At 71.1% G+C, this 14,318-nt stretch carries 12 protein-coding genes; 9 read left to right on the top strand and 3 right to left on the bottom strand.

Annotation, left to right across the window (positions count from 1 at the left end):
• From BMY40_RS21985 to BMY40_RS22000, 4 genes are all read left to right on the top strand, one after another.
• The coding region (locus BMY40_RS21985; protein WP_281250796.1) for a vitamin B12 dependent-methionine synthase activation domain-containing protein at positions 1–386 on the top strand (386 nt) is incomplete at its 5' end.
• A gap of 226 nt (positions 387–612) precedes the next feature.
• The gene (locus BMY40_RS21990; RefSeq protein WP_281250797.1) at positions 613–1,287 is read left to right on the top strand and encodes an HAD family hydrolase; all 675 of its coding nucleotides are present in this window, start codon (positions 613–615) and stop codon (positions 1,285–1,287) included.
• Between the two features lie 387 nt (positions 1,288–1,674).
• A complete protein-coding gene (locus BMY40_RS21995) occupies positions 1,675–3,273 on the top strand; it encodes an ABC transporter substrate-binding protein (RefSeq protein ID WP_093662333.1) in 1,599 nt (532 codons plus the stop codon).
• Between the two features lie 91 nt (positions 3,274–3,364).
• Positions 3,365–4,957, top strand: coding sequence for an ABC transporter substrate-binding protein (locus BMY40_RS22000; protein ID WP_093662335.1), 1,593 nt, complete (start codon positions 3,365–3,367; stop codon positions 4,955–4,957).
• A gap of 103 nt (positions 4,958–5,060) precedes the next feature.
• On the opposite strand, the gene BMY40_RS22005 is transcribed toward BMY40_RS22000, so the two are convergent.
• Positions 5,061–5,732 (bottom strand): response regulator, encoded by a 672-nt coding sequence (locus BMY40_RS22005; RefSeq protein WP_093662337.1) that lies wholly within the window; start codon positions 5,730–5,732, stop codon positions 5,061–5,063.
• A gap of 44 nt (positions 5,733–5,776) precedes the next feature.
• Entirely contained in the window at positions 5,777–6,751 is a 975-nt protein-coding gene (locus BMY40_RS22010) for a RecB family exonuclease (RefSeq protein ID WP_245770244.1), read from the bottom strand.
• A gap of 134 nt (positions 6,752–6,885) precedes the next feature.
• Between BMY40_RS22010 and BMY40_RS22015 the strand changes: the two genes are divergently transcribed.
• From BMY40_RS22015 to BMY40_RS22025, 3 genes are all read left to right on the top strand, one after another.
• On the top strand, positions 6,886–8,115 hold the full coding sequence (locus BMY40_RS22015) for a site-2 protease family protein (protein ID WP_245770245.1): 1,230 nt from the start codon (positions 6,886–6,888) through the stop codon (positions 8,113–8,115).
• A 92-nt stretch (positions 8,116–8,207) separates the two neighbouring features.
• Complete coding sequence (locus BMY40_RS22020) at positions 8,208–9,107, top strand: tRNA (adenine-N1)-methyltransferase (protein ID WP_093662343.1); 900 nt, start codon at positions 8,208–8,210, stop codon at positions 9,105–9,107.
• Between the two features lie 209 nt (positions 9,108–9,316).
• Positions 9,317–10,009 (top strand): hypothetical protein, encoded by a 693-nt coding sequence (locus BMY40_RS22025; RefSeq protein WP_425443152.1) that lies wholly within the window; start codon positions 9,317–9,319, stop codon positions 10,007–10,009.
• 79 nt (positions 10,010–10,088) lie between these two features.
• Here BMY40_RS22025 and BMY40_RS22030 read toward each other — a convergent pair whose 3' ends face one another.
• Positions 10,089–10,400, bottom strand: a complete 312-nt coding sequence (locus BMY40_RS22030; RefSeq protein WP_093662345.1) for a ferredoxin — start codon at positions 10,398–10,400, stop codon at positions 10,089–10,091.
• Positions 10,401–10,678: 278 nt separating this feature from the next.
• Here BMY40_RS22030 and arc point away from each other — a divergent pair, with 278 nt between their 5' ends.
• Positions 10,679–12,445: a proteasome ATPase gene (arc, locus tag BMY40_RS22035; protein WP_093662587.1), complete on the top strand. Its 1,767-nt coding sequence runs from the start codon at positions 10,679–10,681 to the stop codon at positions 12,443–12,445.
• A gap of 260 nt (positions 12,446–12,705) precedes the next feature.
• A complete protein-coding gene (gene dop / locus BMY40_RS22040; protein ID WP_093662347.1) occupies positions 12,706–14,217 on the top strand; it encodes a depupylase/deamidase Dop in 1,512 nt (503 codons plus the stop codon).
• Positions 14,218–14,318 lie beyond the last annotated feature (101 nt).

A 14,318-nucleotide genomic window follows, 5' to 3' on the forward strand; every position in this document is an offset into this window, starting at 1 on the left:
CCGTCGGATCAAGGATCGGGCAGGCCACCGCCGAGTTGTTCGCCGCGGACGCCTACCGGGACTATCTGGAGCTGCACGGCCTGTCGGTGCAGCTGGCCGAGGCGCTGGCCGAGTACTGGCACGCCCGCGTCCGTGCCGAGCTGGGTTTTGCCGGCGACGATCCCGAGGCGATCGAGGACATGTTCGCGCTGAAGTACCGCGGGGCGCGGTTCTCGCTGGGGTATGGGGCCTGCCCGGATCTGGAGGACCGGGCCAAGATCGTCGAGTTGCTGCGGCCGGAGCGGATCGGGGTGACGCTGTCCGAGGAGTTCCAGCTCCATCCCGAGCAGTCCACCGACGCCATCGTCCTCCACCACCCCGAGGCCAAATACTTCAACGCGCGATAGTTCGCAGACCGACGTAAACTGATCTGTCCGGTACAGGCCGGTCGCCCGCACCCGTCAGGTGCGGGCGACCGGCCTTCGCGTCCCTGTAGGAGGCACACGGATGACTCGTCCCCTCTCCCGCGTCGGAGTTCCGCCCGCCTTCGGCGGCAGTGCCCCGGCCCCCGTCTCCGCGCCCGCGCACGTTCCCGGCGGAGGGGGGAGACCGGACGCCGCTGCCGCGTCCGCCGTGTCCGGGGCCGCCGCGGCCGGTCTCCAGGCCGTCCTGCTGGACATGGACGGCACGCTGGTGGACACCGAGGGCTTCTGGTGGGAGACCGAGGTCGAGGTGTTCGCCGAGCTGGGGTACGCGCTGGCCGACGAGCACCGTGAGGTGGTGGTCGGCGGGCCGATGTCCCGGAGCGCGACGTATCTGATTCAGGCCACCGGGGCGGACATCTCCCTGGGAGACCTGACGGTGCTGCTCAACTCCAAGTTCATCGAGCGGGTCGAGCGCGGTGTGTCCCTGATGCCCGGTGCCCGGCGGCTGCTGACGGAGCTGGCCGCGCACGACGTGCCGGCCGCCCTAGTGTCGGCCTCGCACCGGCGGGTGATCGACAGGATGCTCGTCTCCCTGGGGCCGGAGCACTTCGCGCTGACCCTGGCGGGTGACGAGGTGGAGCGGACCAAGCCGCACCCGGACCCGTATCTGCTGGCCGCCTCGCGGCTGGGGGCGCACCCGGGGCGCTGCGTGGTGGTGGAGGACACCGTGACCGGTGTGACCTCGGCGGAGGCCGCGGGCTGCCATGTGGTGGCGGTGCCTTCGGTGACGCGGATCGAGCCCGCGCACCGGCGTACGGTCGTGCCGTCCCTGGAGGAAGTGGATCTGCCTTTTCTGCGCTCTCTGATCGCCTCCGCGCACTGAGCGTGCGCCGTTCGCTGCATGATGAATGCATCGGAAACAGTGAGCAGTGGTCCGCTCATTATCCGTGACGAATGCGGTGGCCGAATTCCTGCTTTTCGCCTGGTGGTTGAATGCGTGACGTTCATCACGTGATCCCGGGGTGCGGGGCGGGGTCCGGGGTGGCCGCGGGGGCGGTTGGCCCTTTTTCCGTGCGTCCATGTGTCCCGTTTGGTGCCCGCTCGCGCCGATCGCCCCGCCGTCCGGTTATCGGATTGTGCGGTGGGGTTATCGGAGCGTGATAATTCCGCGCCGGTGGCTCGGAGAAGTGACGGACCCCACGGCTACTAATGTCTGTCTCCCGGCCGGAGAATTCGGCAACAGCCTGGCTGGACGAGGAGACCGTCACCGATGAACCGCAAGACGCTGCTGCTGCCCGCCGTCGCGGGCCTGCTGGCCCCCCTGCTCGTTGCATGCGGCAACGACAGCGCCGACGGCGGAAACGGCGGGACGATCGTTGTCGGTACCACCGACCGGATCGAGGCCACGGAGAAGGCGCCCGCCCCGCTCGACCCCGCGGCGGTCTACGACGTCAGCACCTGGAACGTCTTCCGCAACACCTTCCAGACGCTGCTGCGCCTGCCCCGCGCGGGTGGCCAGCCGGAGGCGGAGGCCGCGGAGGAGTGCGGCTTCGCCGACCAGCGCAGCACGCAGTACCGCTGCACCCTCCGCGAGGGGCTCACGTTCTCCAACGGCCACGAGCTGACCGCCGAGGACGTGGTGTTCTCCGTCAACCGGATGCTCGGCATCGACGACCCCGGCGGTCCCGCCTCGCTGCTGAGCAACCTCGACCGGGTCGAGGCCCCCTCCGAAAACGAGGTGGTCTTCCACCTCAGAAAGCCCGACGCCACCTTCCCCCACAAGCTCGCCACCCCCGCGGCGGCGATCCTGGACAGCGAGGTCTACCCGGCCGACGAGCTCTACGAGGGGTACGGGATCACCGGCTCCGGCCCCTACGTCCTGGAGTCCTTCGACGCCGAGGGCGGCCGGGCGGTCCTCGCCCGCAACGAGGCCTACAAGGGCGACCTGGAGCTGCGCAACGGCCGCGTCGAGCTGCGCTTCTTCGACGACTCCCAGGCCATGGAGAAGGCGCTGCGCGACGGTGACATCGATGTGATGAACCGCAGCCTGTCGCCCGAGCAGATCGACCGGCTGGGGAGCGACAAGGGCGACGGGATCGACGTCGTCGAGATGTCCGGCCAGGAGATCCGCTACCTGGTCTTCGCCACCGACGACCCGGTCGCCGGCCGCAAGGCCGTGCGCCAGGCCGTCGCCCAGACCGTGGACCGCGGCGAGCTGGTGCGCGACGTGTACGAACGGACCGCCGAGCCCCTGTACTCCATCGTCCCCAGCGGGCTGACCGGGCACCACAACTCCTTCTTCAACACCTACGGCGAGCCCGACGCCAAGGCGGCCCGCGCCACCCTCGAACGCGCCGGCGTCGACACACCGGTCGAGCTGGAACTCACGTACACCACCGACCACTACGGCCCCGCCACGGCCGAGGAGTTCAAGGTGCTGGCCGAGCAGCTCAACGACTCCGGGCTGTTCAGGGCGACGGTCAAGGGCGTGCCGTGGAAGACCTACCGGCCCGCCTCGGCCGAGCAGAAGTACGCCGTCTACGGCATGGGCTGGTTCCCGGACTTCCCGGACCCGGACAACTTCGTCGCCCCCTTCTTCGCCGAGGACAACTTCCTGGGCTCCCCGTACGAGAACAACGAGATCCGTGAGCAGCTCATCCCGCGCACGCGGGTCAAGGAGCAGCGCGACCAGGCGGTCGACGACTTCGTCCGGGTCCAGGACATCGTCGCCAAGGAGGTGCCCGTGCTCCCGCTGTGGCAGGGCAAGCAGTACGTCGCCGCCCGCGACGGCGTCACCGGAGTGGAGTGGGCGCTCAACTCCTCCTCCGTGCTCCAGCTGTGGGAGCTGGGAAGAGGCGTTCAGGACTGAGCGGTTCCCGCGCCGCCCCGCTCCGGGGCGGCGCGGGGCTGCGCGAACGGGGGTTCGGAGAACGGCACACACCACTGATGAGGATGCGAACGTGAGGAAAAGGGCCCGTTTCTGGGCGCTTCCGGCAGGTACGGCCCTGGTCGCCGCACTGCTCACCGGCTGCGGTGACGAGCAGGGGACGAGCGCCGGCCAGGGCGAGCGGATCGTGATGGGGATGACCGACGAGGTCATGGCCGTCGACCCCGCCTCCGGCTACGACCCGGGATCCTGGCTGGTCTTCAACAACGTCTTCCAGTCGCTGCTCAGCTTCCCCAAGAGCGGGACGGAGCCCCAGCCGGAGGCCGCGCGGAGCTGCGAGTTCACCGACGCCGGCAGCCGGGTCTTCCGGTGCGTCCTCAAGGACGGGCTGAAGTTCACCAACGGCAACCCGCTCACCTCCAAGGACGTGAAGTTCTCCTTCGAGCGGACCCTGCGCATCGACGACCCCGACGGCCCGGCCGTGATGCTGTCGAACATCGAGGAGATCGAGACCCCGGACGCCCAGACGGTCGTCTTCCGCCTCGGCTCGCCCGACGCCACCTTCCCGCAGAAGATCGCCTCCGGCGCCGGCTCGATCGTCGACCACCGCGCCTACCCGGCCGACGAGCTGCGCACCGACGGCAAGGCCGTCGGCTCGGGCGTCTACCGGCTGGACTCCTACGGGGACGAGGAAGCGGTCTTCTCCGTCAACCCGGACTACACCGGGCCCGCCGAGGTGAAGAACTCCGGGATGACGATCAAGCTCTTCCACGGCGACCAGGCGGCTCTGAAGGAGGCACTGAGCAGCGGCGAGGTGGACCTGGCCTACCGGGGCCTGGCCATGGACGACATCGCCGACCTCGACGCGGCGGCGAGCGCCGAGAACGGGGTGGAGGTCGTCGAGGGCACCAGCGCCGAGGTGCACCACCTGGTCTTCAACATGGAGCACCCGGTCACCGGCAAGCCGGGGGTGCGCAAGGCCATCGCATACCTGCTGGACCGCTCCACGCTGATCCGCGACGTCTACCGGCGTACCGCCGAGCCGCTGTACTCGATCGTGCCCGCCGGGATCACCGGCCACAACACCGCCTTCTTCGACGCCTACGGCAGCCGTCCGCAGCCGGCCAAGGCCAGGGCGGCCCTGCGCGCCGAGGGCATCACGGAGAAGGTGAAGCTCACCCTGTGGGCCACCCCGGTGCGCTACGGCCCCGCCACCGTCCGGGAGTTCGAGGAGATCGCCCAGCAGCTCAACGCCAGCGGCCTGTTCGACGCCAAGGTCGAGAGCGTGGAGCTGGAGGAGTACGAGAAGGGCATCGAGGCGGGCGAGTACGGGGTGTACGTCAAGGGCTGGGTGCCCGACTACCCGGACGCCGACAACTTCACCGCGCCCTTCTTCGGCGAGGACAACGTGCTGGGCAACGGCTACGACGCCGGGCGGATCACCTCCAAGCTGCTGCCGCGCACGGCGGCGGCGAGCGACCGCGCCGCCACCGTCGAGGACTTCGGCGAGATCCAGGACATCGTCGCCCGGGACCTGCCGATCCTGCCCCTCTGGCAGGGCAAGCAGTACGCCGTGGCGCACGAGGACATCTCCGGGCTGGAGTGGACGCTGGACGCCTCCACCGTCTTCCGCTTCTGGGAGATCGGCAAGGGCGCCGGAGGCTGATCCTGCCCCGGGCCGCTCCAGGTGCGCCGCCCGCCGCTTCCCCGCGGCGGGCGGCGCACCTGCGTCACCGGCCACCGGGCCCGGCCCCGTTCCCGGCGGCGTCCTACCGGTCGCCGGGGCGGACCAGCCCGCTCTCGTAGGCGTACACCGCCGCCTGCACCCGGTCGCGCAGGCCCAGCTTGGTCAGCACATGGCCGACATGGGTCTTCACCGTCGTCTCGCTGACGAAGAGGTCCGCGGCGATCTCGGCGTTCGACAGGCCGCGCGCCACCAGCTTGAGCACCTCGACCTCGCGGTCGGTGAGCGTGCCCAGCGCGTCGGGCACCTCCTCCTCGCCCGAGGGCAGCTTCCCGGCGTACTTGTCCAGCAGGCGCCGGGTGATGCTGGGGGCGAGCATGGCCTCGCCGGCCGCCACCACCCGGATCGCCTGCACCAACTCGGCGGCCGGCGCGTCCTTGAGCAGGAAGCCGGACGCGCCCGCGCGCAGCGCCTCCACCACGTACTCGTCCAGGTCGAACGTGGTGAGCACCAGGACCTTGGCGGGGCCGTCCCGCTCCGGACCGGTGATCTGGCGGGTGGCCTCCACGCCGTCCATCCGCGGCATCCGGATGTCCATCAGCACCACGTCCGGCTGGAGCGCCCGCACCTGGTCCAGTGCCTGCAGGCCGTCCCCGGCCTCGCCCACCACGGCGATGTCCCCCTCGGCCTCCAGGATCATCCGGAAGCCGGTGCGCAGCAGCGGCTGGTCGTCGACCAGCAGGACGCGGATTGCCACGGGAACTCCTATCGGGGCCGGGGGCTTGGCAGGCCCATTCTTGCCTAGCCGGCCGCGCCCTCCGCCTCCGGGAGGGTGCCCGGGGAGCGGTCCGTGCCACTGCCCGTGCCGCCGCCCGTGCCGGCGTCCGGCTCCAATGGCAGCCGCGGCTGGATCATCAGCGGATACGGCGGGGGAGTGCCCCCGAACTCCGGGCACAGCGCCTGGTGGGCGCACCAGCCGCACAGCGGGCCCGGCCTGGGCCGCCAGTCACCGGTCTCGGTCGCCTGCCGGATCGCCTCCCACAGGGCCAGCAGCTTGCGCTCCACGCCGCGCAGGTCGTTCTCGTCCGGGTCGTAGGTGAGCACGTCGGCGCTGCCCAGGTAGACCAGCTGCAGCCGGCGCGGGATCGTGCCGCGCAGCCGCCACAGCACCAGGGCGTAGAACTTCATCTGGAACAGCGCCTCGGCGGTGTACTCCGGCCGGGGCGCCTTGCCGGTCTTGTAGTCGACGATGCGGACCTCGCCGGTGGGCGCCACGTCGACCCGGTCGATGATGCCGCGCAGCCGCAGCCCGGACTCCAGGCGGGCCTCCACGAACAGCTCGCGCTCGGCCGGCTCCAGCCTGGTGGGGTCCTCCAGGGAGAACCACCGCTCGACCAGCTCCTCCGCCCGGGCCAGCCACCGTGCCAGCTCGGTGCCGTCGGCCGCGCCCTCGCCCCCGGCCTCCCGGCCGTCCTCCGTGAACAGCTCCGCGAGTTCCGGCCGCTTCGCCAGCAGCCGCTCCCACTCCCGCACCACCAGCGAGCGCGCCCGCCGTACGCTGCGCTCGGCGGCGGGAGCGTCGAAGAGCCGCTCCAGCACCGCGTGCACCACCGTGCCCCGGGTGGCAGCGGGCGTCGGTTTCTCGGGCAGCCTGTCGATCACCCGGAAGCGGTACAGCAGCGGGCACTGCATGAAGTCGGCGGCCCGCGACGGGGACAGGGAGTTGGGCGGCGAGGCGGGTGCGGGCGCCTTGCCGGGTGCCGGATGGGAGACCATGGACACGACCCTACGGCCCGCCACCGACACACCGCCGCTTACCATCGATGGCGTACCCCTTCGCACCCCCCTCGCACCTCACGGCCGCGGGGGCGGACCACCGGGTGCGAGGGCACCTTCTACGAGGGGAACCCGTGGCGGACACGGACAACAGCGGGCGGCCGGAGCCCGGCTCCGGCGGATCGGCGGACGGCAGGCGGAAGCGCCCGCGGGAGAGCGGTGGCGGCATTCTCATGGGCCGCCCCTTCGGCGTGCCCGTGTACGTGGCGCCGAGCTGGTTCGTCGTCGCCGCGCTGATCACGTGGGTCTTCGGCGGTCAGCTGGAGCGTGTGCTCCCGGAGCTGGGCGGCGCCCGCTACCTGGTGTCCCTGTTCTTCGCGGTCGCCTTCTACGCCTCGGTGCTGGTCCACGAGCTGGCCCACACCGTCGCCGCCCTGCGCTTCAAGCTCCCGGTGCGCCGCATCCAGCTCCAGTTCTTCGGCGGGGTGTCGGAGATCGAGAAGGAGAGCGAGACCCCGGGCCGGGAGTTCGTCCTGGCCTTCGTCGGCCCGCTGCTCTCCCTGGTGCTGTCGGGCGTGTTCTACCTGGGGCTGTTCGCGGTCGAGCCCGGCACCGTGCCCGCGGTGCTGCTGGCCGGGCTGATGGTCTCCAACCTCATCGTCGCGATCTTCAACCTGCTGCCGGGCCTGCCCCTGGACGGCGGCCGGATGCTGCGCGCGGTGGTGTGGAAGATCAGCGGCAAGCCGATGACCGGCACCGTCGCCGCCGCCTGGACCGGCCGCGCGCTCGCCATCGCCGTCCTGGTCGGAATGCCGCTGCTCAGCTACGCGGGGGGCTACGGCGCCGAGGAGGGCTTCGGCGGGGTGGACTCCATCACCGACGCCCTGCTCGCCGCGATCCTCGCCGCGATCATCTGGACCGGCGCCGGAAACAGCCTGCGCATGGCCAGGCTGCGCGAGCGCCTGCCCGAACTGAGCGCCCGCGCCCTGACCCGCCGCGCCGTCCCCGTCTCCGCCGACACCCCCCTGTCGGAGGGCCTGCGCCGCGCCAACGAGGCCGGGGCCAGGGCCCTGGTGGTCGTGGACGGGCAGGGGGAGGCGGTCGCCGTCGTCCGCGAGGCGGCGATCGCCGGGGTGCCCGAGCACCGTCGCCCCTGGGTGGCGGTGAGCACCCTGGCCCAGGACATCACCGAGGGCATGCGGGTGTGGGCCGAGCTGGCCGGCGAGGAGCTGCTGGAGCACCTGCGCGCCACCCCCGCCAGCGAGTACCTGGTGGTGGAGGAGAGCGGCCAGGTCTACGGGGTGCTGTCGGCCGGCGACGTCGAGCGGGCCTTCGTGGCGGCCATGGCCAAGCCCGCCTCCTGAACCGCGGGGCCCGCACGTCCCGCCGTCCCCTCCGGGGCGCCCGGGGGGGCTCGATTACGGCCGGGGGGCGTGCCTGGACTACCCTTGCCCCCATGTCCGAACCGACCGGTGCCGCCCGCCGTCGCGGGCCCTTCCAGGTCGGGGACCAGGTCCAGCTCACCGACCCCAAGGGACGCCACTACACCTTCACGCTCGAGGCGGGGAAGAGCTTCCACACCCACAAGGGAGCCTTCCCCCACGACGAGCTGATCGGTGCTCCCGAGGGCACGGTCGTCCGTACCACGGGAAACGTCGCCTACCTCGCGCTGCGTCCCCTGCTCCCCGACTACGTCCTGTCCATGCCGCGCGGCGCGGCCGTCGTCTACCCCAAGGACGCGGGGCAGATCCTCGCGATGGCCGACATCTTCCCCGGCGCGCGCGTCGTCGAGGCGGGCGTCGGCTCCGGCTCGCTGAGCACCTTCCTGCTGCGGGCGGTGGGCGACCAGGGCATGCTGCACTCCTACGAGCGCCGCGCCGACTTCGCCGAGATCGCGCAGGCGAACGTCGAGCGGTACTTCGGCGGTCCGCACCCGGCCTGGCGGCTGACCGTCGGGGACCTCCAGGACAACCTGTCCGACACCGAGGTCGACCGCGTCATCCTGGACATGCTCGCCCCCTGGGAGTGCCTGGAGGCCGTCTCCAAGGCCCTCGTCCCCGGCGGCATCCTGTGCGCCTACGTCGCCACCACCACCCAGCTCGCCCGCACCGTGGAGTCCATCCGCGAGCACGGCACCTTCAACGAGCCGGCGGCCTGGGAGACCATGGTGCGCACCTGGCACGTCGAGGGCCTGGCCGTCCGCCCCGACCACCGCATGATCGGGCACACCGGCTTCCTGCTCACCGCCCGCCGGCTCGCCGACGGGGTGGAGCCCCCGATGCGCCGCCGCCGTCCGGCCAAGGGCGCGTACGGGGAGGACTACAGCGGTCCGGGCAGCGGCTCCGGCCGCGGCTGAAGCCGCCTATCCGCCGCCCACGACCCGCACAGTGCCGCAGCCGCCCGGCTCCCACGGGAGCCGGGCGGCTGCGGCATGCGGCGGGCAGGGCGAGGGCCGGGCGGGAGACGGGGCGGCGGAGAGGCGTACCCGGCCGTTCCACCGCGGTGTGACGTATGGCACGATGCTGGGCACCCCCGGCCGCCCGCACCTCACAGGAGTCGTCCAGCGTGCAGCTTCCGGCAGACTCTGCGCCCGCTCCGTCCGCTCCGCCCCTTCCCGCCGCCTCCCCGTCGTACGTCCCGCCCCAGCCCGGCCCGGCCGGGTCCTCCGCGGCGGCGGGCCGTGCGCCGTCCTCACCCGCGCCTTCCCCCGCCGCACCCGCCCACACCCGCGCCCGCGCGCCGCACTGGCTCGCCACCGCCGCGGCGCTGGGCGCGCTGCTGGGCGCCTCCGCGCTGCTGGAGCCCGCCGGAGCCGACGCCACCCAGCCGCGGGAGACCGCCGCGGTGACTCCCGGTCCGGACGCGGACACGGCCCGCTACCCGCTGGACTGCGGCCCGGTGGAGGCCGAGGTGGTCGACAGGGCGGCGGTGGACTTCGACGGCGACGGCCGGGCCGAGACCGTCGCGGTGGTCCGCTGCGCCGCGGGGATCGGCACCCCGCCCAGCGGCGTGTACGTCCTGGCCCACCCCGCGCGCGAGGGAGGCCGGCCCCGGGTCGCCGAGACCCTGGTGGACCCCGAGGAGGGGATGACGGTGCAGGATCTGGCCGTTCGCGACCGCACGGTATTCGCCAGGCTGCTGGGCTACTCCTCGCCGGACGTGCCCCGCTGCTGCCCCGACAGGGCGCGGGACGTCGAATGGGAGTGGCGGGGCGGGAAGTTCGTGCTGGAGGCGGCGCCGACCGCCCGGAGTGTCTGAGCGGTCACACAACGCCGCCGGAGGCCGGAGCGCCGCCGTGCCTCCGGCGCTGCCCGGCTCTGTCCGCCTCCGTCCGGCGCTACCCGGCGTCGGGGCCGTACACCTCGACACCGTCGGTCACCCGGCGCACGTGGATGCACTCGCCCGGGCACTCCTTGGCCGAGTCCACCACGTCGCCGAGCAGCGGGAGCGGGACGGGGGCGGTGGCGCCCGGCTCCGTGCGCAGCTCCGCCTCCTCGCCCGCGGGGGCGGGGCCCTTCACGTAGGCGAGCCCGTCGATGTCCAGCTCGAAGACCTCGGGCGCGTACTGCGCGCAGATGCCGTCGCCGGTGCAGAGTTCCTGGTCGATCCAGACTTCCAGTTCTGCGGTCTGCTCGTTGTGCGAGCCCATGTCGCTGCCTGCCGTTCCTGCGCTCGTGACCGGACCGTGTGACGGATTGTCGGTGTGATCTTGGCGGAATAGAGCCACCCGTGACGGGGGTTGACGCTTCAGACGATACAACCGGCCGCTTTCCGGCGAGGTTGGGTGGGTATTCACCCGGGGTAAGGGAGTGCGCAAGGGTGAAGATCAGACACACCCCGACCGTGTTTGTGATCTAGGGGTTTCAACCCCCACGGGTCCAGGTAGGGTCAGGAAGCGTCCAGCTCCCCTTGGAGGAGGTGAGGACCGTGGCAGCCCACGACGACGACATCAACCGCGGCATCCGGCCCGAACGGGGTTCCGACGACCCGGCAGGCCAGGTTGCCCATCTCGAGCAGGAGATCGCCGTCCTGCGCCGCAAGCTCGCCGACTCTCCGCGCCACACTCGGATTCTCGAGGAGCGGATCGTCGAGCTGCAGACGAATCTGGCCGGTGTGTCCGCACAGAACGAGCGGCTCGCCAACACCCTCCGTGAGGCCCGCGACCAGATCGTGGCCCTCAAGGAGGAGGTCGACCGGCTGGCCCAGCCGCCGGCCGGCTTCGGGGTTTTTCTGCAGGCGAACGAGGACGGTACGGCCGACATCTTCACCGGCGGGCGCAAGCTCCGGGTGAACGTCAGCCCCAGCGTCGACCTCGGTGAGCTCCGGCGTGGCCAGGAGGTCATGCTCAACGAGGCGCTCAACGTGGTCGAGGCCATGGAGTTCGAACGCGCCGGGGACATCGTCACCCTCAAGGAGGTCCTGGAGGACGGCGAACGCGCCCTGGTGATCGGGCACACCGACGAGGAGCGCGTGGTCAGGCTCGCCGAGCCCCTTATGAACGCCACGCTCCGGGCCGGTGACGCGCTGCTGCTGGAGCCGCGCTCGGGGTACGTCTACGAGGTCGTGCCCAAGAGCGAGGTCGAGGAGCTCGTCCTCGAAGAGGTCCCGGACATCGACTACAACAAGATCGGTGGCCTGGGCGGCCAGATCGAGCTGATCCGCGACGCGGTGGAGCTCCCCTACCTGTACCCGGACCTGTTCAAGGAGCACGAACTCCGCCCGCCCAAGGGCGTTCTGCTCTACGGCCCGCCCGGCTGCGGCAAGACCCTCATCGCCAAGGCCGTGGCCAACTCCCTTGCCAAGAAGGTCGCCGAGGTGACCGGGCAGCCCCAGGGGAAGAGCTACTTCCTCAACATCAAGGGCCCCGAGCTGCTGAACAAGTACGTCGGCGAGACCGAGCGGCACATCCGGCTGGTCTTCCAGCGGGCGAGGGAGAAGGCGAGCGAGGGCACGCCCGTCATCGTCTTCTTCGACGAGATGGACTCCCTGTTCCGCACCCGCGGCTCCGGTGTCAGCTCGGACGTGGAGAACACCATCGTCCCGCAGCTGCTGTCGGAGATCGACGGTGTGGAGGGGCTCGAGAACGTCATCGTCATCGGCGCCTCCAACCGCGAGGACATGATCGACCCGGCGATCCTGCGCCCGGGCCGCCTCGATGTGAAGATCAAGATCGAGCGTCCGGACGCCGAGGCCGCCAAGGACATCTTCTCGAAGTACCTGACCCCGAACCTCCCGCTGCACTCGGACGACCTCGCGGAGCACAACAACGACCCCGAGGCCACCGTCGCCGGGATGATCCAGTCGGTCGTCGAGCAGATGTACGCCGAGTCCGAGGAGAACCGATTCCTGGAGGTCACCTACGCCAACGGTGACAAGGAGGTCCTGTACTTCAAGGACTTCAACTCCGGCGCGATGATCCAGAACATCGTCGACCGGGCCAAGAAGATGGCGATCAAGGCCTTCCTCGACCACAACCAGAAGGGTCTGCGGGTCTCCCACCTGCTCGCCGCGTGCGTGGACGAGTTCAAGGAGAACGAGGACCTGCCCAACACCACCAACCCCGACGACTGGGCCCGTATCTCCGGCAAGAAGGGCGAGCGGATCGTCTTCATCCGCACCCTCGTCACCGGAAAGCAGGGCGCGGACACCGGACGCTCCATCGACACGGTGGCCAACACCGGTCAGTACCTGTAGAAGACACCGTCCGGCTGCGGATGCCCGTGTCCCCCGTCGAGAGGCGGGGCGGGCGTCCGCAGCCGGATCTTTTCGGACCGATCTCCACCGAGGAAACACGGGAAGTCCGCAGTGATCTCCCAACCACGGCCCGACGGCCCTAGGCTCGTCCGTACCGCCGCCATGCGGAGTGCGAGGCCAGGGGCCGCGCAGGGGCCGGATGCGCAGCGGGACTTGAGCGGTGGCCCAAAGGCGGGCCGCCGCCGGGCAAGGAGGGCCGCATGACCGTACGGCGAGTGATGGGCATCGAGACGGAGTACGGGATCTCCGTCCCCGGTCACCCGAACGCCAATGCCATGCTCACCTCGTCCCAGGTCGTCAACGCCTACGCGGCGGCGATGCACCGGGCGCGCCGCGCCCGCTGGGACTTCGAGGAGGAGAACCCGCTGCGGGACGCCCGGGGCTTCGACCTCGCGCGCGAGGCCGCCGACTCCAGCCAGCTCACGGACGAGGACATCGGCCTGGCCAACGTGATCCTCACCAACGGCGCGCGGCTGTACGTGGACCACGCGCACCCCGAGTACAGCGCCCCGGAGGTCACCAACCCCAGGGACGCCGTGCTCTGGGACAAGGCCGGCGAGCGGATCATGGCCGAGGCCGCCCGGCGCGCCGCCGAGGTGCCCGGCGCCCAGCCGATCCACCTCTACAAGAACAACACCGACAACAAGGGCGCCTCCTACGGCTGCCACGAGAACTACCTGATGAAGCGGGAGACCCCCTTCTCGGACATCGTGCGCCATCTGACGCCCTTCTTCGTCTCCCGCCAGGTCGTCACCGGCGCCGGACGCGTCGGGATCGGCCAGGACGGCTCCGAGCACGGCTTCCAGATCAGCCAGCGGGCCGACTACTTCGAGGTGGAGGTCGGCCTGGAGACCACCCTCAAGCGGCCGATCATCAACACCCGCGACGAGCCGCACGCCGACGCCGAGAAGTACCGCCGGCTGCACGTGATCGTCGGCGACGCCAACCTGTCGGAGATCTCCACCTACCTCAAGCTCGGCACCACCTCCCTGGTGCTGTCCATGATCGAGGACGGCTTCATCGCCGTCGACCTGGCCGTCGACCAGCCCGTGCGCACCCTCCACCAGGTCAGCCACGATCCGACGCTGCGCCGCCCGATCACGCTGCGCAGCGGACGGACACTGACCGCCGTACAGCTCCAGATGGAGTACTACGAGCTGGCCCGCAAGTACGTGGAGGAGCGCTGGGGTCAGGACGCGGACGAGCAGACGAGGGACGTGCTGGCCCGCTGGGAGGACGTCCTGGGACGCCTGGAGAGCGACCCGATGAGCCTGGCGAGTGAGCTGGACTGGGTCGCCAAGCGGGAGCTGATGGAGGGCTACCGGCGCCGCGACGGCCTGGACTGGGACGCGGCCCGGCTGCACCTGGTGGACCTGCAGTACGCCGACGTGCGCCCCGACAAGGGCCTGTACAACCGCCTGGCGGCCCGCGGCCGGATGAAGCGGCTGCTGGACGAGGCGGAGGTGGAGCGGGCCCGCTCCCAGCCCCCGGAGGACACCCGCGCCTACTTCCGCGGCCAGTGCCTGGAGCGGTACGCCGACGCGGTGGCCGCGGCCTCCTGGGACTCGGTGATCTTCGATCTGCCGGGTCGGGACTCCCTCCAGCGGGTACCCACCCTGGAGCCGCTGCGCGGCACGCGCGCCCACGTCAGCGAGCTGCTCGACCGCTGCCGCACGGCGGAGGAGCTGGTCAGGGCGCTGTCAGGGAAGTGAACCGGGGGAGAAGGGACGGCTGAACGTCTCCGGATGAGGGAATCATGGAGATGGCTTCCGAACGTATGTGGCGGCGGCGCGGCAGTGGTACGGCAGGGAAG

The organism is Streptomyces radiopugnans (genome assembly GCF_900110735.1).
Classification (GTDB): domain Bacteria; phylum Actinomycetota; class Actinomycetes; order Streptomycetales; family Streptomycetaceae; genus Streptomyces; species Streptomyces radiopugnans.

Bases quoted from the DNA above. Each gene is read 5' to 3' on its own strand.
- BMY40_RS22020 (WP_093662343.1), top strand. From the start codon at position 8,208: ATGTCCGAACCGACCGGTGCCGCCCGCCGTCGCGGGCCCTTCCAGGTC.
- BMY40_RS22030 (WP_093662345.1), bottom strand. From the start codon at position 10,400: ATGGGCTCGCACAACGAGCAGACCGCAGAACTGGAAGTCTGGATCGAC.
- dop (WP_093662347.1), top strand. From the start codon at position 12,706: ATGACCGTACGGCGAGTGATGGGCATCGAGACGGAGTACGGGATCTCC.
- BMY40_RS22010 (WP_245770244.1), bottom strand. From the start codon at position 6,751: ATGGTCTCCCATCCGGCACCCGGCAAGGCGCCCGCACCCGCCTCGCCG.
- BMY40_RS21995 (WP_093662333.1), top strand. From the start codon at position 1,675: ATGAACCGCAAGACGCTGCTGCTGCCCGCCGTCGCGGGCCTGCTGGCC.